General features: G+C 43.7%; 17 protein-coding genes, 1 tRNA gene, 3 pseudogenes and 1 CRISPR repeat array. Of the genes and pseudogenes, 4 read left to right on the forward strand and 17 right to left on the reverse strand.

Going from position 1 to position 24,378, the window contains the following annotated elements; translation table 11 throughout:
- Positions 1 to 131 precede the first annotated feature (131 nt).
- The 3 genes from M3650_RS02945 (at position 132) to M3650_RS02955 (ending at position 2,829) form a co-directional block, all read left to right on the forward strand.
- A complete protein-coding gene (locus M3650_RS02945) occupies positions 132 to 1,439 on the forward strand; it encodes a helix-turn-helix domain-containing protein (RefSeq protein ID WP_251572240.1) in 1,308 nt (435 codons plus the stop codon).
- Between the two features lie 283 nt (positions 1,440 to 1,722).
- Entirely contained in the window at positions 1,723 to 1,962 is a 240-nt protein-coding gene (locus M3650_RS02950) for an aspartyl-phosphate phosphatase Spo0E family protein (RefSeq protein WP_233698058.1), read from the forward strand.
- 210 nt (positions 1,963 to 2,172) lie between these two features.
- Positions 2,173 to 2,829 carry a hypothetical protein gene (locus M3650_RS02955; protein ID WP_251572241.1) on the forward strand — a complete coding sequence of 219 codons (657 nt, stop codon included), beginning with the start codon at positions 2,173 to 2,175 and terminating at the stop codon, positions 2,827 to 2,829.
- Between the two features lie 653 nt (positions 2,830 to 3,482).
- On the opposite strand, the gene M3650_RS02960 is transcribed toward M3650_RS02955, so the two are convergent.
- The 16 genes and pseudogenes from M3650_RS02960 to M3650_RS03035 form a co-directional block, all read right to left on the reverse strand.
- Positions 3,483 to 3,560: transfer RNA gene (locus M3650_RS02960), tRNA-OTHER, on the reverse strand.
- A gap of 114 nt (positions 3,561 to 3,674) precedes the next feature.
- Positions 3,675 to 4,365: direct repeats of the CRISPR family, unit length 30 nt; unit sequence GTTTCAATACATCTCATGTTACTGTCAAAC.
- Between the two features lie 177 nt (positions 4,366 to 4,542).
- Positions 4,543 to 4,824 (reverse strand): CRISPR-associated endonuclease Cas2, encoded by a 282-nt coding sequence (cas2, locus tag M3650_RS02965; protein WP_251572242.1) that lies wholly within the window; start codon positions 4,822 to 4,824, stop codon positions 4,543 to 4,545.
- A 6-nt stretch (positions 4,825 to 4,830) separates the two neighbouring features.
- Positions 4,831 to 5,847, reverse strand: a complete 1,017-nt coding sequence (gene cas1b, locus M3650_RS02970; protein ID WP_251572243.1) for a type I-B CRISPR-associated endonuclease Cas1b — start codon at positions 5,845 to 5,847, stop codon at positions 4,831 to 4,833.
- Positions 5,848 to 5,866: 19 nt separating this feature from the next.
- Positions 5,867 to 6,361, reverse strand: coding sequence for a CRISPR-associated protein Cas4 (locus M3650_RS02975; RefSeq protein ID WP_251572244.1), 495 nt, complete (start codon positions 6,359 to 6,361; stop codon positions 5,867 to 5,869).
- The gene (gene cas3, locus M3650_RS02980; protein ID WP_251572245.1) at positions 6,358 to 9,039 is read right to left on the reverse strand and encodes a CRISPR-associated helicase Cas3'; all 2,682 of its coding nucleotides are present in this window, start codon (positions 9,037 to 9,039) and stop codon (positions 6,358 to 6,360) included. Before cas3 ends, M3650_RS02975 begins: the two co-directional genes overlap by 4 nt.
- Positions 9,040 to 9,111: 72 nt before the next feature.
- Positions 9,112 to 9,909 (reverse strand): type I-B CRISPR-associated protein Cas5b, encoded by a 798-nt coding sequence (gene cas5b, locus M3650_RS02985; protein WP_251572246.1) that lies wholly within the window; start codon positions 9,907 to 9,909, stop codon positions 9,112 to 9,114.
- Positions 9,910 to 9,921: 12 nt separating this feature from the next.
- Entirely contained in the window at positions 9,922 to 10,911 is a 990-nt protein-coding gene (locus tag M3650_RS02990; protein WP_251572247.1) for a type I CRISPR-associated protein Cas7, read from the reverse strand.
- Positions 10,895 to 12,844 (reverse strand): hypothetical protein, encoded by a 1,950-nt coding sequence (locus M3650_RS02995; RefSeq protein WP_251572249.1) that lies wholly within the window; start codon positions 12,842 to 12,844, stop codon positions 10,895 to 10,897. The genes M3650_RS02990 and M3650_RS02995 overlap by 17 nt, the downstream gene beginning before the upstream one ends.
- Positions 12,845 to 12,865: 21 nt before the next feature.
- Positions 12,866 to 13,570, reverse strand: coding sequence for a CRISPR-associated protein Cas6 (locus M3650_RS03000; RefSeq protein ID WP_251572251.1), 705 nt, complete (start codon positions 13,568 to 13,570; stop codon positions 12,866 to 12,868).
- A gap of 1,323 nt (positions 13,571 to 14,893) precedes the next feature.
- Positions 14,894 to 15,848: pseudogene (locus tag M3650_RS03005) on the reverse strand (IS30 family transposase).
- Between the two features lie 237 nt (positions 15,849 to 16,085).
- Positions 16,086 to 17,102, reverse strand: coding sequence for a GTP 3',8-cyclase MoaA (gene moaA, locus M3650_RS03010; protein ID WP_285848270.1), 1,017 nt, complete (start codon positions 17,100 to 17,102; stop codon positions 16,086 to 16,088).
- 140 nt (positions 17,103 to 17,242) lie between these two features.
- Positions 17,243 to 17,425: pseudogene (locus tag M3650_RS03015) on the reverse strand (molybdenum cofactor biosynthesis protein MoaE); the annotation flags it as partial.
- Positions 17,426 to 17,584, reverse strand: coding sequence for a hypothetical protein (locus M3650_RS03020; protein WP_251572253.1), 159 nt, complete (start codon positions 17,582 to 17,584; stop codon positions 17,426 to 17,428).
- A 72-nt stretch (positions 17,585 to 17,656) separates the two neighbouring features.
- Positions 17,657 to 17,926, reverse strand: a pseudogene (locus M3650_RS03025) (nitrate reductase Z subunit alpha); the annotation flags it as partial.
- Positions 17,927 to 18,190: 264 nt separating this feature from the next.
- On the reverse strand, positions 18,191 to 20,836 hold the full coding sequence (locus M3650_RS03030; protein WP_251572255.1) for a cation-translocating P-type ATPase: 2,646 nt from the start codon (positions 20,834 to 20,836) through the stop codon (positions 18,191 to 18,193).
- Between the two features lie 34 nt (positions 20,837 to 20,870).
- On the reverse strand, positions 20,871 to 21,446 hold the full coding sequence (locus M3650_RS03035) for a TetR/AcrR family transcriptional regulator (RefSeq protein WP_251572258.1): 576 nt from the start codon (positions 21,444 to 21,446) through the stop codon (positions 20,871 to 20,873).
- Positions 21,447 to 21,832: 386 nt separating this feature from the next.
- Between M3650_RS03035 and M3650_RS03040 the strand changes: the two genes are divergently transcribed.
- Entirely contained in the window at positions 21,833 to 22,270 is a 438-nt protein-coding gene (locus M3650_RS03040) for a GNAT family N-acetyltransferase (RefSeq protein WP_251572741.1), read from the forward strand.
- A 93-nt stretch (positions 22,271 to 22,363) separates the two neighbouring features.
- Here the strand turns inward: M3650_RS03040 and M3650_RS03045 are convergent, their stop codons facing one another.
- Positions 22,364 to 24,376, reverse strand: a complete 2,013-nt coding sequence (locus M3650_RS03045; RefSeq protein WP_251572260.1) for a glycoside hydrolase family 2 protein — start codon at positions 24,374 to 24,376, stop codon at positions 22,364 to 22,366.
- Positions 24,377 to 24,378: the final 2 nt, after the last annotated feature.

The following is a 24,378-nucleotide window of genomic DNA, read 5'->3' on the forward strand; positions in this document are numbered from 1 at the left end:
ATTGGCAACATTGCTTATTTTACTGAATATTTGAACAAAATGGTTAATTCGTTAAGAATTGTTTACCTTTCGTAAAATCCATGGTAAATTATAGGTGGTCAATTACTTGCATCACAAAGGAAGGTGAAGTTGTGAGTACCGTTGCTGCGAAGCCTAAAAGCTTGGGGGAGCAAATACAGTATTATCGTCAAAAAAAAGACATCAGTTTAAACAAATTACAGGAACTGGTGGGCATTGATAAGGGCAGCCTGTCAAGGATTGAAAATGGAGAGGTTAAACGCCCCGATTTTCAAATGATATTGTCTATCGCTGCTGCTTTAGATATCCCCCGTAATGACATCGTAGAACTGTACATCGAGATAGGACACAAAGCAAATGTGATGTATTCAATATTACTGAAAGTACTTGAAATTTCCATACCCTCTTCGTTAGTTATTAAGATAGCGACTAAATTCCTTGAATCACCTAAGGAAAATAGTGAAAATTTAGTAGAAAAACTGTATCAAACGACAGACTCCGTAAAAGATACCTCCATTAAATTATCTTTGTATAAACTCATCATTGATTACTCACGAGACCACGGAATTATGTTTTATATCGCTAAAGGATTAATGCAAGAATATCTCATTGAACGAAATGATTTCAGTAAATTAAACGCTACCTATCAAAAAGGTAGATACATTTTGAAATATGCTCATTGTTTATCGGTAGAAGAGCGCGTTAACTTACATTATAGACTTGGGGTTCATGCTTACAATTTATGTTGTTTTGAGGAAAGTATCGCCTTATGTGAGAAAGTAATCGACGAAGATCCAACAAAAAGTATTTTGAGCGCTGAAGCACATGGTATCATCTGTGATTCTTATTATTTCTTGGGCAAATATGACATGTGCGAAGAGTATATGATTAGATATAGTGAGTTTCCGTTTCCGTTTATTAAAGACAACGTAAAAGTAACGACCGCTGTTTTGTATGCTAAAAAAGGAAATGTGGATTTGGCTATAGAACAACTTCAAGAATGTTTGAAAAGTTGTGGACAAAATTCACTGCTGCACATTTTAAATCAGCTTATGCTGCTGTATCTCCAAAATGATAATCTTTCGGCAATTGAAGAGCTTTTAAATTATGAAGAAAAAATAATTTCTATTCCTTACACCTCACCTTTTAAGCAGCTGGAAGTCGCACATTACTATAAAATAAAAGGGAATTATTATATTTCATTAGGGAGTACGGAAGAAGGAATAGACTGTTTTTTTAAAAGCGCTTTGAGATATTCTAGAGTTAATGCAGTTAAAAAGGAACGTGAGTGCATCAATCTAGTAGTCAGTTTACACATTACCAGTAATGAAGGAATGAGCATTGCTAATCTTAAAAAACTCCAAATACTTTACAATCAATGTAATGAACAGGAGGAAGAACATGAACAAACGGTCAATTAATTACTCGTTTTTAGCTGGAATTATTCTTGTGGCTGCTTCATTTTGGGGATCAGACTTTGTTACCACATTTGTAAATGATCATATTTGGTAATTGTGAAAATACTAAAATCGTCAATTGGGATTCTGTAAAGAGTAGAACGGAGACAATAAAGGAGAGACCATGATAATGGTTTCTCCTTTATTGATTTACTATAAAAGTATTTTGAAACGAAGGTTTCATTTAATTACATAAAAACGATAATTACCCAACCTCTGGTACAATCAAAAAAGATACAGTTTATGGATGAAGCGCGCCAACCATTTACGCTGTCATAAAATACGAAAGGGTGTTCCAGTAATTAAGCCTTTCTACTATTGTTATGAAAAGCATGACTGCTTAAGCGAAAAAATTGAAAGTATCCGGCTGCAATTGATACAGGCAGTAGATAATAACAAGAGCTTCACTGATTTAACTGTCGTGAGATTGAGTCAAGAATTGGATGTTTATCTTTTGGAGTTTCAGAAAAGGAGTGAAGCTAACTAAAATTTCAGGAAATCAAGTAAGAATTTTACGTCTTTGATCTTGTTATATTTAGTTATATATGGTATTATATTGAATTCGGAAGATACTCTTCATTTCATCAATAGAAAATAAATGATGTATCACTTCATATTAGCTATTTCTCCATAAAAAGCGTGATGCAATGTCCGCTTAAAAAAGGGAATATAGAAAATTGTACTTGCTTGTGCTATTGTGTTTAATGTTTATGCATTATCGGCTTCAGCAGAGGCTGCTCCTGCAAAGGTTGTAACTGCTGCACAATCGTTATCAGTGCATGACATTGTTCCTAACGAGTACTTCTCAAAGTATGCAGGAAAGTTTAATTCCTATGAAGAGGTAGCTCAAGCTAATGGTTTCTCAACAGCAAATCCTGCACAGGGAACGCAAGGATTACGTAATGCATCCAGTGCAAACGGATATGTTAAAGTAAACTCTGTTGACGAATATGCGGCATTATTGAATTATTATAATGATTTGACTTCTTCGATACAAAACGCTGTCGAACATCAGTCAAGCTCTGTGAAAGCGCTCGCTGACTACGAAACTCGCACAGTTACACATGAGAAGACATGGAACGACACCGGAGTTACATGGATGAAGGCGTATGTCATATGTGAAGTCAACAACAAAACTGACAAAATTGTTGGCACACCTAGAACAGATAGTGCTTATTTCGGGTTTCACCCCGGAACTAGCTGGGAACACAGCAAGGAAAGGTCATCTGTACATGTGAACACAGAGAAAACAGGTGGATATGCGAACATCGTCGGTACCATGTCTTTTTACATTATCATTGAAGGTATCGGTAAAGTGACAGAGAAAGAACTGACTAAATATATGACCTTCTAATTATTTTCCAGAAATAACGGGCGATTCATAAAGTCGCCCGTTATTTAATATTCTTAGTTAGAGGAGGTGTTGTTATGGATGAACAGAACGAAAAAAATAAAACTAAAGGTTCTTCTAAGCGAAAAATCATAATTAGAATCGTGATAGCTTTTGTGCTATTGTTGATTGCATTCAATGTAATTCAGTATATGCTTAACACAGATTCGTTGACTCCGTAAAAGTATTCATTAACGGTCATTGGTGAATCGAGATACAAAGCCACTCTCATTCAACTAAATATCATAATCAGAGGCACCTGTACGGTGGATAAATAGTGGTTGCATTCAAAGCTTTTATATCAAGACTTTTTTGTTATGTAACCACTATAAGTGTTCAACAGACAAACAGACATAAAAGTTAGTCAAAATCAGTAATTTTAGATATATACATATACACCAAAGTCGTACCAGGCCATTTTTCGCTATTTCAGAGGCTATTTCAAGGGTGTTTTGGACGGAAAAAGCCCCCCTTTCGGATGGTCAACAGGAGGAATGTGACATGCGGGTCAGGGGGTTCATGCACTTCCAAGACCCGATAATAGGCACCTGTGGATGGATTCGAACCTTTTACCTCTCGCTTCAAGGCGAGTACTCTCCAAATGATCTACATCTACATGGCACAGATGGCGGGATTTGAACCCGCGGTCGTTTCCTTCCAAGGGATGACATAACTTCAAAATTCTTCGCATCTGTAAAGGATCCGTCCTCACGGTTAGTAAGCCCGGCGAGCTATTCGAAACTTATTTAATATATCCCATATTACAGTCAAACAAGCCCAACGCCATTTGTATGGCGCGCGCTGCCGGAATTTCAATACATCTCATGTTACTGTCAAACGAAGAAGGCTGAACTATATAACGAGTTGGTACAACGTTTCAATACATCTCATGTTACTGTCAAACCCGGAGAAATGGGACTCACCGACGAGCAGGTTGTCGCGTTTCAATACATCTCATGTTACTGTCAAACATGCAATCCAATGGCATATCCTCCGATTGGAGTTATGTTTCAATACATCTCATGTTACTGTCAAACATGATGACAGCGAACAAATGGACTAGCCCTAAAATTGTTTCAATACATCTCATGTTACTGTCAAACGCAATGTCAGGGACTGTATAATCCTTCCTGTCATACGTTTCAATACATCTCATGTTACTGTCAAACAGGCTGGTGTGTTCCAGGCGGCTATATTGGATGCGGGTTTCAATACATCTCATGTTACTGTCAAACCATTGCTCCATTAATTCTCTCCCGTGCATTTGACATGTTTCAATACATCTCATGTTACTGTCAAACCTTCCATCTCCCAATACTCTTCCGTTCCGTATTCTGGTTTCAATACATCTCATGTTACTGTCAAACGCCACGCCGATCACCTACCTAGATATTTGATTTGTAAGTTTCAATACATCTCATGTTACTGTCAAACGCACCGGAAGCGTTGGGAGGACATGCTTTCACGCTTGTTTCAATACATCTCATGTTACTGTCAAACCCTAGTCAAATCACGTTTTCCTAATAAGCTAATATAGTCATTTTACTACAACCACGCGGGTTTCACCATTATTTTCCCAACCGAAATCGATTTATTCCAATACTACACTCTAATCGCCCAAATCCCTTGCAGCGCTAGGACTAAACCAAGATCGAGTACCCTGAGAGGTTGGGAAAATTAGAGGAGTAGAGACTCTGCATTGTTCAATCTAACACCAATAATCTCCTCATCGAATACGTAATCGCCTGTCATTTTAAATATCGCTATAAAATCCGATTCCTTCTCAATTACCTTCTTCAATTCACCTCTTAATTTTAATAGATTAGCAGGGGTGATCTCTCCACGGAAAACCGATTTTTGAAAATGGACAAGATATTTTTTACATATTTTGAATACACGTCCTACACGCTTCTCACCGATATCATAGACTAGAATGACATAGTTATAGTTCTTAGCCATACCTGCTCACCTCCGTTCCTTAGCAAGAAAAGGCACAAAAGGTGTTCCTTCAACAATATGCTTCTTTAATTTATATGCGTCATATTTAATCGCAGTTAAATAACTGATTTTCCGCTTTAACGTCCCATGATCGAACACCTGCTCCATCCGTTCCTCCAAAGCTTTTACGAACACATCCCGACCCGCTTCATTCAAAAGACAGTAATTATACTGTTTTTCGAAATGCTTTCCCACCTGTATTCTGCGGTTATTGACAAGTTCAAATATCGTTCGATATACGATTAACGGCTTGAACGGCTCCGATAGATCAAGACTTAATGAGAATCGCCGATCGCTCGGTTCATGCAAAAAGCTAATACTTTGATCGAGATGCGTATGATAAATTTGGGTTATCGTTTTGGTGTACAGAATCATATTGCCGAAGCTGATCATGGCATTCAAAGGATTATCCGGCGGTCGCTTAACCCGCTTATTCATCTTAAAATCCACAGGCAAAAACGTCTTAAAAGAATCGTAAAATCGCCGCCACACCTCACCCTCCACACTGAGCAGACGGGGAATATCGTGGATTTTATCCAACAGGCGGGGCACATCTTGTTTCAGCCAATCCAAATAAGGCTTAATTTCCTTGTTGCCATGCTTATAATAATGATACAGCACTTCGTGAATATTGAGCGCAATAGCAATAACGAATGCTTTGGCAATCGGCATTCTTCGTTCCAGACAAGCCTTGGCCTGCAGAAGCTTCACTTTCCCGCTAACCCTGGCTTCTTTAGGATAAAAGCTCCCCCTGAAATGACCGTAATAATCAAAAAAATGGACGGTAATCCCCGCAGCTGATAAAAATGAAAATAACTTGCTATTCAGCGAAACTTCATTTAACAAGTAGAGCTCTTTTATCCCATGAATCGGCAAATGCACAATTCCCTTTTCACTGCGAAAAGTTAATGAATTATCTTCTCGTCCTAACGTGCCTGGTGTTCGAATATATCTTGTCGAAGAAGCAGACTTTGACTTGGACATTTACTCCCCTCCCCTATTTTTATAGAAAACAGTAGGCGTAATAGGCACAACGGTTGCATTTCTTTTCTCGGACAGCCATTTCCGGCTGCTCTTGACCTATATAATCCTCCAACTCATTCAGCATCTTGACTAATGATTGCTCCGTTTCCGTATCCAACTCTAGCTCAATCGTTTTCCCCGTCCCCTTGTTGCGTTCGATAAACTGGAGCATTCCTTTGCGTTCCATCCCTTTCTGCTTCAGAACATACATATAGTACAATGTCTGCCACTTCGTAGCCTCCACATCGGCATCGGATTTCTTTATTTCCGTCACATACTGATCCGTAAGCTTGTCTACCTTGATGCCGTCAATCGCTACCTCCCGGTTGCGTTTGCCTTCGCTTTGCAACTCATGCATTATCTTCCCGATACGCACATCCTCGCTATCATCCTCCAATTTCATTCCATTAGCGAACAGCCAGCATTGTCTGCGACAATGGATATAATAATTCACCATCGTACCCGTTATCTTCACAGTAAAGGCCCCCTCTCAGCCTGTTCGTAAGCTAATCGATTGAATTTCATCGTATTTGTCGACTCATCCCAATCCATGTATTCGTCTCCATTAGGAACATAGTACAGCGACCCAATCCGCTCGGAATATATGCACGGTGTTTCTCCATTCACCACCCGATACGTATAGGTAAAATAATTCATCTGATGTCGAACCAAAGATAACCGCACCATTCGTTCGGAATAATCCATCACTCGGTCAGTCACTAATCGCACATACTCATTCCACACCTCTTCACCGCTTAGCGGGCCATCCTCTGTTTCAAGCGTGCAATTAAGAAACAACGATACATTTTTGTCTGGAATAAGCTCCATATGCTTTTTCAATGCCGGAAAGTTCAACGTCTGTACATTGTTCCTAAAATAAAACCAATTGCTCTGGTCAGACCGCTGTCGCGACTCATTTATTCGCCGCATGTTCAATTGATAAAATTCACTAAAGTCTTTATGAAGCAGCATTTGTTGATAGGTCGCGTGATGGAGATCATGCTCCGTTCGCCAGTCATTACGATAAATGGTGCCCGCCTTGTCCATATCGAAGAAGTATGAATGACAATCCGAACGGTCACAGGAACGGTTGATGCGCCCCAAAAACTGTTCTTCACTATCCAGCAGTGAAATGTCTTTGAAACCTACATCCATATCAATATCCACGCCGGCTTCAATCACTTGGGTGGCAACAACTATAACCTCTGGCAATATAAAGCTTCCGCTCCCATCCTTCCCGAGCAGCTTCAACAGCTTGTTCCGGTAAAAGTGACTGTCGTCTCCGGTCAACTCATAGACAGGGATATTGCCAACTTTGGCGCGAATCAAATCATAACAAACACGGGCTGATTTTTTGCTTATAAACTCTATCAGTATTCGATTACCGCTCCCCCTCTTCTTACGTTCATGAAATACCTCAACGACTCGCTCCAATAGTTGCTCGACCTCTATCTTTCCTTCTGACAACCATTCAAAATGAAGCTGCACCCGATTGCAAAAAAGCGGATTGGAAAAGTAAATTTCCCGATTTTGCACCAAAGAATAGGTTTCTGCTAACCTTTCTTCATCCGAACGTTCCAGCAATTGATCAAGCTGCGGCAATGTAGCCGACATGATAATAAACTTAATGTTCAGTATCTCTGCAAATGAGCGAAGATAGTGAATGATTTCTTTCCACAATAAGTTGCGGTAGCTTTGAATTTCGTCCAGAACAATGACACTGTTGCACAGATGAGCAAATGCAAGATTTGACTCCCGCCCGGTGCCAAATAAATAGGTAAAAAAATTCACATGAGAGGTAAGTGTCACTGGATATTGAAGTAATTGACGCTGCAGTAGTATCGATTTGAAGTCATGCTCGGGCTCGCATCTATCCTTGTCCTGTTCCTGTACTGCCTGCCGCTCTTTTTCCGTAACCATAGGTGTGATGGAATTAATAACCTCTACTTTATAATCCCCCAACGATTCCTGGGCAAAAATGCCGTCTAATGTCTCCTTCGTTTGTTCAATGAGTGAATTAAAAGGAAACACATAAATCAGCTTGTTTAGACCGAGATTACTGTTCAACAGCTGTAAAGCCAAATTAATCGACATATTTGTCTTACCCGATCCAGTCGGTCCCTCGAGATAAAAGACATTTTCATGCAGCCCTCCCAGTAGACGGTTTTCGGTCTCTAGAAATAACGCTGCACGTAATCGATTCATCTCACTTAATTCCGATATCTCCGGGTTATCTTTATAGATCATAATGCCTTTATATAATTTTCCTTGCTGATACGCCTCTAACACGGGCTGCAGCGGCAGGTTCTCCCCGAAATATTGCATTTGGGGCGACTTCTGCTCCTTATATTGATAAGCAGCGCGGAAATCAGATGATACCATCGTGGAATAGAGAAGCTTAACAAGGCTATACATGGGAAATGGAGGATGCATATCCTTAAAGCGCTCATTTCTGGCTGCTACAATATCATGAAATAAGGTAGTACTCAGCATCAAAGCTTCTTTATCCCGATAATAGTGTACATAAGTTGGATGTTCCTGTACGTGCTCATACATACGATGAATGTCTCTCTCAAAAGCAGTTAACTGTTCCCCATCCGGTTCCTCCATGTTGCCCAAATAGGTATGATGACGCGAGATGACATAGGCAAATGTAAAAAGAATATGCCGTAAAAAAGCAAACACCTTTTTGTTACGACGCCTGCCTTTTGCCAATTCCCCGGATGCTTCCATGACGCGCAATTCAGACAAGTATATATGCAAGTAGAGCAACGCAGACAGCATCGAATGATGACTGCTTCCTGTCTTGCCGCGCTGCCCTACTACTCCATTCTTCATTTTCTTCCACTGAAAAGCAGGGTTCACTTTGCCGAGATCATGCAAATATATCGCTTGGGCGAAATATCCTCGGATCAGTTCCAGAACTGGCTCACCCAAGTCCTCACCGTCCATCTTCATCCGTTCCAGTGCCCGATCCACAGCGGCACCTACCCCGTTGTCACTCATCAGCATCTTTGCATAGTACATAACCAGATCACTATGTTCTTCGAGTGTCTCAGCTTGTCGGTTGCTTCCATCATCAGGGTGATGTGCATGTAACCTGCCTATCGCTTCGTCCGTCAGCCACTTCGTGATCCGAGAATCATTTGGCATTGTTTCCTCTCCCTTGAAAGGAGCAGCTGGAAAGGATCATCCTCTCCAGCTGCGGGTGAATTTTGCTCTCAGTTAAATAAAGTACAAAGTCTGCTCCCCATCTACATACAACCTATTCCAATCTTCCTCTTCCAACGTATCCGAATCGATCTCATGGTTGGTGAACACCAACGGTTTCATCATATATCCGTTATTTTCTGCGTTCATCCCTATCGGCATATGTTCCTTAAAGAAGCTCTGCAACCCTCTGTTCTTAATTGTACCGCGAGCATTACTGCCAATATGAGCAGATCGTAGAGAATCGATATAATAAGGCGCTTCTTCCGGCTTCTCGATCTCAATCAGACTGGGTTTAAGGATCGTGGCAGGATGATCATTTTTCCCCAAATACGGCATGTATTCCGCCTTGGAGTTCAGAATATAATCAGCGAGTCTTTCAAATGTGGCTCGCGACAGTCCTTCATAATCAGCTACATATACCGTCCAATGCGGGCGCTCCAGCCACTGCTCCCGCACATTCAGCACGCCACCTGCTTCCTGACTAGCGTAACCAACTGTATTGTTGAAGATTTGAATCTTTTTCGAAAAATACCCGCGATCCCCATGAGGAACAATACTGACCCAAGCATCTCGAAACACCTCGTAAAATACCGGAAAAATTGCTGCATTGCCTTCCGACTTAGGGCTTCTAGCCAGCAAGGAATTCCGTTCATGCTGTTGAGCGTATCCACCAAGACCGATAATCGCGCCAAGCAACCCGTACAGAGCTACCTTATGTATGTGACTATAGGTAAAGTAGGCATGTACATTGACATCTGGCTTCTTGAAAAACGCTGTCTCTCCCCGGAGTTCAAAACGGAGCGCCCTCATCGTCCTCCCCCCCTATCGCTGATAAGCAATCCCATGATTCCCCTGAGTAATAGCTGTGCGCGTAAATATATTGAAGAAATGCGCCCGAGGAGAGGAAAGTTCGATATCCGCCGCATAAGGATTGACGTAAATTTCTACGCGTTCGATATGCTCGTCTACATCGGCCAATAGAGGATCAATGGCTGTTAGATCGTACACGGTACGCTCTTTATCTTTTCTGACTTTGACGTAGGGATCGAGATTAGGCATATAAGCCGGCACATTATCCTTGAATTCGATAAACAGTGCAAAGGCATTCTCCGCTCCCGACTTGCTGTTCGTGTTCTGCATGGTTGCCCCGATCAACGCACCTTGCTTGAAGGCTTCATACGCTTCCTCTGTGTATCCCTCGAATTGTTCCATTCCGGGATGTTCCGTATAATGGTCATAATGCTTCGGATTGACTGAGAATGGATAGATGTAGTGGGCTTCATCTACCGTTGTCTTTTTTCCAATCGAAGTGGCGTCCCTGTCAACGCTCTTCTCATTGGAGTTGCGGAAAGGAGATAGTATATCCTGTACCTCAACAGCAGCACTGTCCCATTTATTGAAACCTTGTCCAATTTGTACAGGACCCGTTAATCCAATATTTTGATCTTTCACGGCAAAAGTAGCACCAAAATTCATGACATCCACGCATTGAAACAACCGGTTTAATACTTCCGAAGAACTTGAAGACACTTTTTCTCCAAATAAATCCTCATACCGTTCATCCAACGCCCGGGGTTGCAATTTGTCTACATCTTTCCCCTTTCCGTTGCCTAACTTATATGAACGAATATATAGCACTTTGCGACCTTCTTCTTCCCAATATCGCTTGATGCTATACTTCAGCGCTTTATCACTCCCGAATATTTGTCCATTGCTTATCGTTTTCGGCAAGCCTGTAAAATCTGCATTCCAATTGGCCATTCTGCTCACAATTCCAATCAACCCTACGACCCGGTTATTCTTCTTCGCCATTGAGATCCGCTCCTTCATCAATTGATTTTACTTTATCCATACTCGACTTCTCACCTTTTTCATAGAACCAGTTCTCCGCAAACAAGCCGGCCATAAACATTTCTCTGGCATCGCCCTCTAATCCGGCCTCCGGTTTATAGCCAAATACACTTGAGAATGCTCGATTAAATTTCTCATGATGTAACCTAATCTTGTGCTTGTGCAGAATATAGGCTTCTTCCAGTCGTTTTTTCAACTGATCACTGCGTCTAGCCATAAGAAACGGCTCTAACAGATCCCCTTTCTTTTGTTGGGTCTCTGATTGGCTCTTAAGGTAATATGCAAGCTGACCAGCCAAGAAATAAAACTCCATATCATCCTTGCAAATATTTTCACATCCAACCGCCAGATTATCCTTCAACGAGTCCATCACTCCGGTAATCCGATCCGACATAGTCCTTCCTCCTTCGTTCCGTTCTAAATAAGAGATCAACGACAGTCTGACGTTCATTGCATCCGCAAGCCAGCGCAAATCCAGCTGATTCCCTTTGTTCTGCCCCGCAGGTTCCACATGCAGCATTTGTTCCTCAATGAGCCGCACCGTGGTGCGTGCAAAAAGCGGACGAATCGTCAGTTCCGTCCCCTTGAATAACCAGTCATGAAAGGCCTGTCTGCTCTGCATAAACAATGCCGCCATCACGGAAGTAAAATCTTTGTGCTTAGGCTTCGGTTCATCACGCACAAATTGTCCATTCATGCGTCCTCTGAAAAAATGACGACTGATTTCTCTCTGCAGCTGTTCGGTATTTTCGATATAAGGATACTCTTTCCTATCCTTGTCCTTCCCTGATGTGGTCCCCAGCACATTCTGAATCCTGATCTTTATTGACATCTCCGTAGGGAAAGGGACGTTTTCATAATCAAGCACTTCATTCTCTTTTCCGTCCACATAGACGTGATAAGCTCCCTGAGGCCTAGAAGCGGGAATTATCGTAAAATCGCTCTCGTATGAGAACTTGTTCATTACATACTTCGGCTTCGAAAGGAGCCATTCTGAAGCTTGCTTCATCAAGATAGCCTCTTGCAAGGTCACACGGACAGGCACCTGCACCCGCATGCTTTTGTGCTCATTAAACGGTTTTTTGCTATTCATACTGACATTAAAGCTTGGTAATCCAACTAGTTGTCCGTCAACCAATTGATTGTAATCGTTGCTATTGAAAATTTTAGGTATGGTATAAAGGATGTACTCTTGTCTATAAATGTTCTCGCATGATAGTGAGTCTAAGGTGGAGTCGTCTTGAGTAATAGTAAAAAATAACTTTATGTAGTTTTTAAACTCAATGCTTCGAATGAATTCAGTTAGCTGCCCTAAATTTGCGGCATACCATGCCGCAATCTCATCAACACGTCCGCTTCGCAAGTCACTTGCCAAATAATCCAGTGCAACTGCATACTCTGTCTTCGCGAACAAAGCTTCGGGCGTTATGGGATCAGCGCCTTTTTGGGAAATTGATTTCTTCGGAATAAGGCTATTCCACTTCTGTCGAACCTGATCCGGCAGCGTCATGCCGAGGAACCGATTCACATGCTCCTGCATGGTGGATGTGCTGCCTTGTTTCTCATCCAAGAACACTTCACGCTTGGCATAAAGTGCGAACGGATTATTGCTATGGATTTGTTTCCCGGTGTCAACCGCCTTGTTCATCGTGATAAGAGAACTATAATAGTCCCGCATTCTGAACCACTCGTATATTTCTTTTTGAGCGGGAGCTATATCTTCTTTCGCATATATTAATAGATGATTCTGCTCGAAACTATCGCACTGCTCGTCCCAACTCTGGTCAAGTTGCAATCGCACATATAGCCCTTCCTTCGGGCGGTGACAATCAAAGACAATATCGGGAAATTTCTCTTTGGCCAACAAATAGCTGTCTGATACATCTTGCAACATCCATTTCGCCTCCTTTCTGCATCATTCCAGACCTTTAGCAAGGCAGAAGCCCGCTCCTAGAATTGAATTCTTCTCCGAAATCCCCGACCCCAACACCACATGCGCCAGTTGCTGCGACAACGCATCCTCACGTATAAGCAAGCGAAGCTTGTTGCCGAGCAACTTGCGGCCTTTATAGCAATAAGCAATCGGTTTCATATTCAACACCTGAATGCCCTCTGCAAAATAATAATCAAGTCGAACCGGCTCATCAGGGTACAGGCTATTTCGTTTTTTCTCTGCGTTAGAATGTATCTGTTTCAACAGCAGCTCAATATCTCCACCGGATACCCACGGCTTGTTATCCACGGTAACAATCGCTGGGGTCACCGTCGTTAGCTCGGTAATATGAGCCAATTGTTTGCTATACACACCCGACACAGCGAGAAGCTCAATATAAGTATCTTCTCTCAACACTTGTAGTGCGGCAGAAATACGTCTTAGCGTCTGTTCGATCGAACTCCGTATGACAATGACATATGCCCTGCCTTGTTTGTACACTCCATCTTGTTCTCGAGGATACGGTGATCCATACACATAATGTTTGTACGCGGTTTCATAATGAGTTTGCTTTAGTACTGGATCATGCAAACTTGCCTTTCCAATCCACGCACCAATGCGCTCTGGCACCTCAAGGTGATGGCCCGCCTGCTTCAGAATAACAGTGGCCTTCAGTTCATAGAACATATCGTTCCCCTCTCCTAAGTAGAATGAATATATTAGCCTATTGCAGACAATGATAACGAGGCTGTATAGTAGAAATCTGTAAAGATAAAACAACTATGAAGTAAACCTTGAATAAAAAAGTACGCCTTATAAAAAAACTGTAGCGTAAAATTTATTGGAACTAAGACGCATTGAAATTTTTTGCTATAAATATTCTAGCAAATCAAACCATAACGCGTGGCGTTAATTTCCTCCTTTAACAATATCACCTTGTCCTATATTTGTAAAATGTCATTTTTACTATATATATTAGTTTTCTTTTATAGAATAAATAGTAGTTTTCATTGTAGCGAAATGCTTTGCATCCTTATTTTAAATTATACATATGACAACTACTTGTCACCAAACATAAGTTCCCTCTTTATACATCGTACATTAGAAAGCTGTGGTTAAGATCCCGTTGCTCATCCATGATAATTACAACCCTTCCATCCCTACTCCTACCCTACAGAATCGTCACCAGCAATAAGCCTCCCCAAAATTAAACCGCCGAAGCATTTGCCTCGACGGTTTTTAGTACACTTCTACAAAAGAATTCAATACAACTCTTGTTACAGATAAACAGAAACTCTAAGAAATAGGTATCAATACAACTCTTGTTACAGTCAAACTTTAATATTGTGGACTTTGCCAATATCATGACTTAATTTCAATACAACTCTTGTTACAGTCAAACCTCGCAATTTTGTTTACGCTGTTAGTTTACAAGGTAATTTCAATACATCTCTTGTTACAGTCAAACCCTAGAAAAATCAGGCTTTTCTAAAAATTGAATACGTTCATTTTACTACAACGACGCGGGTTTCGCCATTATTTTCCCAACCGATATGAATTTCTACAGAAACCGCCCTCAAATTGACCGTATCCCTCATGGCTGTAAGGTTAGATCTGGATCGACCGCGCTGAGAGGTTGGGAAAATTAGAGGGATAATGACTCCTTATTGTTCAATCTAACAACGAAAATCTCTTCCTCGAAAGAATAAGCACCAATTATTTTAAATATCGCATAAAGTCCGTGTCCTTATCAATCACTTCCTTCATCTCACTTCTTGTCAGCAGGTTAGCAGTTAGGGCATCTCCATGGAAACCCGATTTCTGAAGGTTGACGAAAGACGTTCATAATCCATGCTACAAAACCTCCCCGTGCAAGAATCCTTACACAGAGAGACTTGTGAAATATCTGCCTCTTTGAAAGACTCCGAGCTGTTATACTGAGAACCCCACTTGTCTAATGAAGATAGAGCCAATCCAAGTATGATACCCTTTTTTTCATTTGACGGATTGTCAAGCCAAGTGCGACACTTCTTCCATGAAGGTTTCGTGAGCCGCTTTCCAGCTAGGATACTTCCTAGGTCGATGGTTAATCAGACGAATGGCGTGAGCCAGTTCATCATCCGTGACCGTAGCAAAATCATGGCCCTTTGGAAAAAACTCTCGTAAGAGGCCATTACCATTTTCATTGGCGCCACGTTGCCATGACGAGTAGGGATCAGCGAAGTACACCTTAAATCCAAGGTGCTGCTCCAAGGCATGGTAGCAAGCGAATTCTTTGCCTCGATCTACTGTAGCACTTTGAAAGGCAGCCTTTGGATACTGGCTTGTCACAACACCACACGCCACCTCCATAGGGTACGCCGTGCGATCCGGTATTTTTAGTGCCACGTACATCCGCGTTTTACGCTCAATGAAAGTTGCTACGCAGGCCTTACTTTTCCCTCGACTGGAGACGACCGTGTCGAGCTCCCAGTGGCCAAAGCTCTCTCGTTTGCGAATCCCCTTTGGTCGCTGCTGATGGATGTACCCACCATAAATCGTCCGCGTGTTTCGACCGGCTTATGGCGCTTTCCTTTGTGCCGAAGCACCTGTAAATCTCCTGCTACAAGCCATCCAGAGTAGATCCAACGGTAGATCGTTTTGAAGCATACGAAGGCTCTTTTGTCCTCTCGTCGTTTCTCTGCAATTTGCTCAGGAGACCAGGTTTGTTTCAGCTCTGTCTGCAGTTCTTCCGCCAGTTGCGAAGAGACTTCCCTCTAGGCTTGCTCTCTCTTCTACGATCCTGACTAGCTTGATGGGAGGACTTCGCTTCGTAAGCCTGATTCACGAACCCACGCTTGATCTCACGAGCGATGGTGGAATGGTGACGGCCTAAATGGCGAGCAATGGCTCTTGCAGACCAACCTAGTCTATTTAATATCTCTAGTTGTCCACGATCAATTATGCTAAGATGGGAATAGCTCATGTTGGGTTCTCCTGTATCTATGGTGGTGTGGTAACTTCCATTTTACACGAAACTAACATGGGCTTTCTTTTTTCTAGGTGTCGCACTTCATATTACAATCCGTCACATATTATCATCAACACGCTATCGTTTATTTCAATAATAGCTATGGCAAGTTAATCATTTTCCATAAGAACAACCGCTTTGCGTGTGAACATATAGAGCGGTTGTTCCTTCTTTGTCATACAGCAACCTCTTCTACCCGCCAATATAGGACATGTTTATTTTTTTTCGCTGTTTCGCCGTCTGTTCGGTACGTTCATCCGAATAGCGGTCATTCCGCTTCTCCCACAAACCGCGAATAGCGGCAAGGATTTCATGGTCCGCCACACCTCCGCGAATCAGTTCTCGCAAGTCAAATCCCTGCGAAGCGAACAGACAGGTATAAAATTTCCCCTCCGATGACAACCGCGCACGCGTACATGTCGAACAGAACGACTCCGATACGGAGGTAATAAAGCCAATCTCGGCTTTACAGTCTGTGTATCGATATCGTTGTGCAACCTCCCCATAGTAATGGGGCTCTAAAGGTTCCAATTCGTAGGTAGCGCACAGTCGTTCATAAATCTCCTTTTTGGTGACAACACGCTCAAAGCTCCAGTCATTGTCATTCCCTACATCCATGAATTCAATAAAACAGAGCGTGATTCCCTGTTCTTTGAAGTAGGCTGCCATAGGCAGGATTTCTTGCTCGTTTACACCTTTTTGCACAACCATGTTCACTTTAATTTTGAAGCCTATTTTTCTCGCATGCTCAATATTTTCCAATATAGCAGCAGGTTTAATCTCACGCCCATTCATATGTGCGAAAAGCTCCGGATTCAGCGCATCCAAGCTAATGTTCAATCTGCGCAGACCTTTATCATATAATTGCTGGGCGTACTGCTTCAGGAGAAGACCGTTGGTGGTCAATCCGATATCCTCGATCCCGTCAATATGAACAAGCATCTCCACTAATACCGGTAAATCGCTTCGCAATAAGGGTTCGCCGCCAGTTAAACGAATCTTCTTCACACCGAGAGAAGCGAATAGTTGTGCCACACGGCAGATCTCTTCAAAGGTCAGCAGTTCATTTTTCGGTAAGAACATAAAGTCATAACCGAAAATTTCCTTCGGCATGCAATATGTGCAGCGAAAATTGCAGCGATCGGTGACTGAAATGCGCAAATCGCGTATCGGTCGGCGCAACTGATCACGCATTGGTTCTATGGTCATATTACAGCCTCCCTCTCTCTTTATACTATTCCGGCGTATTCATATTTTGAAACACATGGCCGGAGTTCACGGTTAACTTGCTTCCCTGAACCCAGCACACATCAACTTGTGCCAATAATCTCATTATACTGTATTGACCTCGCTCGTTTCTTTTCCGCCATCGGCACATAGGCCTCATAAGCCAAGTATAACGTTCTCACACCATGTGTCCACTCTCGTACACGACCCGTGAACGTCGTCACAGCGCCTGCACCTGGATGCAGTACAAATTCCATAACATGCTCAACATTCAGGGGGCCGTCGATAATCTCGTATTGCTTCATTTAACGCTCACCTTCTAAATAGTCTAACATCCATTCATCTATACAAGCTTCATCCTGATTGCCCAGCACCGTTATATCTTCGTCCCGATTGATATCCGCATCCTTATATGCCAAGACAAGTATTGAATGATATTCGATACTTTCTGCAACCAATCCCATTTCCCCTTCGTGCGTACAATGACCACTTTGGGCTCCAGCGCTTCCTTAATTCCCTCTACGAAAATAATGTGTGCCGCGCGGTTCAAATTCAGGCATATCCGGACCGCATGATGGATAATCGATCTGCTGATTTTCCCATGTAATAATTCCGTTCTTCACAAATACCTTCCAACTGCAGGATCCCGTACAATTGACGCCGTGCGTAGTACGTACGACTTTATCGTGCGACCAACGCCCGCGATACATGTCCTCCCATGTACGATCCTTTTCCTCGAGAATCGACCAGTTGCCTGAATAACTTTCTGTTGGCTTAAAGAACCTCAGTCCAAATTTCCGTTTCATTTGGAGATCACTACTCCTTCTGCAGAATGACAAAGATTTGACGGGAATCAATGATTTGTCTATTCTTATACACTCATTATGAAAGGGAACCATTTTCATTTCTATAAATTCGCAGCACATAAAAAACCGTCTCCCGAATGTTCGATTCAAGAGACGGCTATTAATATAATTATTCACATGGAATAACTGAGATTATGATCAGTATAACTCCAACATTTGTGACCCATCCGTTCTGGTTTTACTATTGAATGGGTTAGATCGTTGTCATTGTGCTCTTAGCTGCGCACGCTTTCTTAGCTTCATAAGTTCGACAGCGATAAGCGGGAAGATGGACAGAACCGTAATCAGTGCCCAGTGTGTCAAGCTAAGCGGTACGAGATGGAAGATGTCCATCAACGCTGGGATAACCGCTACACCAAACACGATAGCTAGTGACAACATCGCACACCAGAACAATGGACGATTGGACATGAACCCGATTGTGAAGATCGACAAAGTGTTGCTTCGCACATTGAAGATATGAACGACAGAGGACCAGCCCAAGATGACAAATGCCATCGTCTGCCCTACTTCATATGACGGTCCAACTTGATCAGAGATTTGCACAAAGTTTCCTACATAGAAGCCAACTAACGTCAGGATCGTGTAAATCGTTGCTTGAAGGGCAATCTTCTTGCCTAAACCATTCGAGAATATGCCTGCATTCTTCGCTATTGGCTTCTGGCGCATTGTATCAGGCTCCATCTTCTCGCGGCTCAAGCAGAAGCCTGGGATACCATCAGCTACGACGTTAATCAAGAGCAATTGAATAGCGATTACCGGTGCTCCCCAACCTAGCATAATAGCAATTATCATGATCATGATCTCAGAGAAGTTACAGCTTAGCAAAAAGTAGATCGTCTTGCGAATATTTTCGTATACACGTCTTCCTTCACCAACGGCATCGACAATCGTTGCGAAGTTGTCATCGGTCAATACCATGTCCGAAGCGCTCTTCGCTACATCTGTACCGGTGATTCCCATTGCCGTCCCGACATCTGCAGCCTTCAAGGCAGGAGCATCATTGACCCCGTCGCCTGTCATCGCTACCACAGCTTCATTAGCCTGCCAAGCTTGTACGATACGAATCTTATCTTCTGGAGATACACGACCGTATACTGCAATATCTTTAACCTTACGCGTGAGCTCCTCATCCGACATGCGCTCAAGCTCCGCACCGGATATCGCGAGGTCGCCCTCTTCCAGAATGCCAATCTCACGGGCAATAGCCGACGCCGTTGCCATATGGTCTCCTGTTATCATGACCGTCTTAATCCCTGCATCCTTCGCGGCTTGTACCGCAGCCTTACTCTCCGGACGCGGCGGATCAATCATCCCTACGAGACCAGCAAAGCGAAGACCCTGCTCCAACTCTTCTGCGTCCAGCTTCTCAGGCAGCTCATCATAGTGCTTGTATCCCAGCGCAAGCACGCGGAGGGCTTGCTCTGCGAATTGATCGTGAACTTGATTCGCCTGTGCTTGGTGCTGATTCGTGCATGCTGCATTCGGATCCAACGGAATACGGTCGAATGCACCCTTGGTGATAGAGATGTAGCCGTCTGCTGTACGGTGTACCGTCGTCATCAGCTTCCGTGAAGAATCAAATGGAAGCTCATGTACACGCGGATACTTCGCTTCAAGCTCTGATTTTGTCATCCCTTTATTCTGCATCAAACGAATAATCGCGGACTCGGTTGGATCACCGATAATCGTTTCTTCGCCATCCTTTACTTCAATGGATGCATTACTTGCGAGGCTGAATAATGTTACAAGCTCGATCTCTATGTCATTAAATACGGCAATGTCTTCCTTCGGCTCATGAGATACAGCCCAGATCTGTTTAATCGTCATCTGATTCTGTGTCAGCGTTCCCGTCTTATCTGAACAGATAACCGACGCGCTGCCAAGTGCCTCTACGGCTGGAATGCGGCGAATGATTGCATTTTTCTTCACCATATTCTGAATGCCAAATGCAAGGGTGATCGTTACGATAACAGGCAACGTCTCCGGTACGGCAGCTACCGCTAAGGATACAGCCGTCATCAACATTTCCATCATCGTCTCGCCATGCATGAGACCAATCGTGAAGACAATCGCACCGGATATCACAGCAACGACGCTTAGCTTCTTCCCAAGCTCCATAAGACGATTCTGAAGTGGAGTCTTGCTCTTCTTCGTATTGTTGAGAAGGGAAGCGATCTTACCCATCTCTGTCTCCATCCCGGTTGCTACGACAACCGCTCTGCCACGTCCATTGGTGACCAAGCAGCCAGAGAAGAGCATATTCACTCGATCTCCGAGAGGAGCGGATTCTTTCACCTCTGCATTTGCATTTTTCTCCGATGGAACGCTCTCACCCGTCAAGGCAGATTCCTCAACAAGCAAGTTGGAACTCTCTATAATACGGGCATCGGCTGGAACCATATCTCCAGCTTCGACCACGATAATATCACCAGGTACGAGCTCTTTAGCATTGATTGGCTGCAATATTCCATCACGCACAACCTTTGCCACAGGAGTATTCATATTTTTAAGAGCATCTAAAGCCTTTTCCGCACTAAGCTCCTGACGGATGCCAAGCACCGCATTCAATACAACGATGGCGATGATAACGATAGGCTCTGCATAGTCATGCCCCGCCGTCACCGCAAGATAAGTGGAAATGATGGCCGCTGCGATCAGGATTAACGTCGTAACCTCTGATAACTGATGCAATAGCTTCGCCCATATGCTCTCTTTCTTCTCTTCTTCAAACTCATTGTATCCTTTTTGTTGAAGCATCTCCGTTGCTTGCTTACTGCTTAAGCCTTTTTCTCTATTCGTTTGAAGCGTCTTAAAGATGTCTTCCATTTTCTTCTCCATCCATTTCATTGCATGCACCTCTCTTTTTTTCGTATTTCTTATACTAACTTCCCCAGAGTCGAATCAACATTTCAACGAGTAATTCCTTTTTCATGTCCAGTCTAACAGGGTGTCCATAACACTCCGCTTTCACTTTTTCAAGAATAATGGTCAGCAGCACACTGTTCGCGATCATCGCGATGCCTCTGATTTCATCCTCGGTGATGGAATCATCAGCTATGGTTGCAATCTCTTTTTCAAGCTCCTCGGTAATATATTCAAATATCGAGGGATACATAAATTCCAGCTCTTTGCTGCCCATTTCTTTAATGGTGACTAAAAAGAAATCTTTATGACTTTCATAAATATCATTTATAAATTGAATCTTCGCTAGCAGCAGTTCACGAATGTTTTCATGATCGGCATGGAAAAAGGTATCGATCTTTGTTTTCATCATGATCATCTGTTGTTCAAGAGCTTCATGAATCAAATCATCTTTGCCTTTGAAATGCTTAAATATGGTCGCTTCATTAATAGCTGCTTGCCGGGCGATACACTTGGTGGTTGTGCCCTTGAATCCATGCACCGCCATATTTTCCAATGCAGCCGACATCATTTTTTCTCTGCTAGTCTGTTTCACGAATATCCTCCTCCCAATTCGTCAAGCAAGTACTTGCTTGCTTTTTAGTTTATGGATCAATCAAGGATATGGCTATGATATACATCACAATATAAAACCATGCAAATATACTTTTTTAAGACCAATGGGAGTATTATAAAAAACGTGTTCTTCACAATATTGAAAAGACAATATAACAATCCTTATATAAATCATAGATTTGCTATGTTACGCCAATTTGTCAAAACAAAAACCGCCAGGCTTCAGCCTCACAGATAATATCTGAAGTCGGATTCTGTTATACTAATAAGACTTTGGCTAGCAAGAAAGTTTCAAGTCAGACATCTTTATTTCCAGAACTCATGTTCCTCTATCATCCCAAAAACGAAAGGAGTGAACGCTGAATGATAGAAATCAAAAAACCAAACATGATGGAATTCGAACAAATTATGACGCTTACTCCGCAAGCCTTATTCGAGGGCACGCTAGGCAGAGCAAAACCGTCTCATGAAAAAATAAAAAAACTAGTAGATCCAATCTTGGAAAAGGGCGGTTATTACTTAATAGCGACTGAGGATGAACAGTTGAAGGGCTGGATTTTAATTGGAGCAAGCAAAGACCAATTCACCGATAGCGCGACTGGCTTTATCTATGAGTTATATGTGTTGCAGCCATACCGAGGTCAAGGAATTTCCAAGCGGTTAATGAAAAGTGCCATAGATGAGTTGAAGCTTGAAGGCTATCCTGAAGTTCGCCTAAGCGCCTTCGCAGGCAATCATGCCATACAACTCTATGAAAAAATGGGGTTTGCAATACGGAACATTACGATGAGCCTGCCCTTGTGACAGCTGGTTGCAAAGCGAAGCGTAAAATAGTCCCCTCCTAGTAATAGGACGGGGACTCAGACACTCTTCTTACTCTAGACACCGCAAACCCTCTTAAGGCTGCTTGATAAATCCGCCTTCAAATGCGGTCAACCGTTCATAATCTTGCCGCAGCAGATCCCCGACGGGCTTCATCGTCTTGCGGTCCATATGAAAAATACCGAACGTATCGATCCAATTGTTATGGTTCACGAACCAATCATACATAATCCAGAAGTCGATCCCTACCAGGAAGCCGTCCGCGTTCCATTCCGCCTCGCCGTCGGACGATATGACCGCCCGCTCCACCAAAGCCTGGAATGTCTCCTTGTACGTCTTCACCTGCTCGGCCGCCATCGTATCCCGTTCGGAGGACCAATGACCGAATTCGGTATTCCATACCGGCTTGTTCGGCCACAGCTCCTGCACCTTCTGCAGGAAATCGCGCGTACCCTCATAATACGTGCTGCCGTGGAAAATGCCGAAGTACATCGTCCATCCCGCCACATCGAGCGGCTCCATCGAAGGGTCATGCGCGCCCGGCTGATCTGCGGCTGCGCTCTGCGTCGTCAGACGCCCATCGGCGTAATGCTCCCTCAAGTCTTGCACGACACGTATGTTATACTTGGTGCGCAGCTCCACCTCGACGGATTCATTTTGCGTGCTCCACATGAGAATCGAAGGGCGATTATATTGGGAGAAGATCATTTCTCTCCACATTTGATCGCACAGCCGCTTCTGCTCCTGCGCCTCGTAATGCTCGCGCTTGAATTGCCATAGCGGAATTTCACTGATGGTCGCCAGACCGAGCCGGTCCGTCAGCACCGACGTATACACATGGTTCGGATAATGTCCGGTTCTCACGAAATTAACGTGCATCGACTGCCGCATATGTGCGAGATCATCGCGGATTCGCTCCCATGTCGCGCTGCGCCCGGTATCTGGCCACTCCTCATGGCGCGCGATGCCAGCCAGAAACACGGGGCGACCGTTCAACAAGAGACGGGTTCCTTCGGTCGTCACGGTACGCAGACCGAATTGTGTGGCGAAGCGATCCGCTTCATCCGCGGTGTCCGCCATCGTAACGCTGAACTCTGCCACGTACAGATCCGGCTTCCAAAAGGCCCATAGCCGCGGCTCGCGTATACGCACTACCATCTCAACCGCTCGAGTCTCATATGGCGCCAGCGTTGCCGTCCACGATAAATTGCCGTCCCAAGCCGCCTGGTTGCCCTTAATATCCGCAGCGCGCGGTGAATTCAGGAACGCGGCACATTCCCCATCCGCATCGAAAATCTGCCCTTCCACTTGCGATTTCACGGGAAGTGAGCCACGATTTTCCAAGACGACAGTAAACCTAACACTTCCCTCTTCATCCAGTGGAACTGCATCCACTCGTGCTATATGACAACAGGAAGATCCGCTTATATACAGATCATGAATGATACCGGTATAGTTAAAAAAGTCCGTTCCTGGCGTTGCAGGAATGATATCCACCCGGCTGCCCCATGGGGGATTATCAATCCGCAGCGCAATCGTATTTACCTCGCCTGCCTTCACATAGGAACTCAAATCCAATGCGAATGGCGTAAATCCGCCCTCATGATAACCAACCCAATGTCCGTTCACCCATATATCCGCAATATAGCTGATCGATAACGCATGCAGCGTCACCGCTTTATTTGCCCATTCCGTTCCCAACACGAACGTGCGGCGGTACCACACTCCATCTTCATACGTTTCGCTAGAGTTCGCTTCCTCTTTCCCTTGTATATCGTTCTCTGGCAACGGCAGCTTGCGTGTATCCCAGTTCGCATCGTCGAACTCCACGCCGGTGCGGCCAGCGGCTTCTGCGCGCAAGCGTTCGAACCAGCGCTCGTCACGCGGCGACAGCGAAAAATCATGGTCGGCCGCAAAGCGCTCCTTTTTCCATATTCCCTTCAAATCGAGTGTCAAACGCTCCTGCGCATCAAATGACGGTACGGGAATGCCGCTCTGAAAAGGGACGCATATCCCGTCAACGGTACGCAATTCCATCGTCGTTTGAATCATGCTCGCCGCATCTGGCTGCGTCATAAGACGATTCATTG

It is taken from the genome of Paenibacillus sp. MER TA 81-3, assembly GCF_023713585.1.
Classification (GTDB): Bacteria; Bacillota; Bacilli; order Paenibacillales; family Paenibacillaceae; genus Paenibacillus_B; species Paenibacillus_B profundus.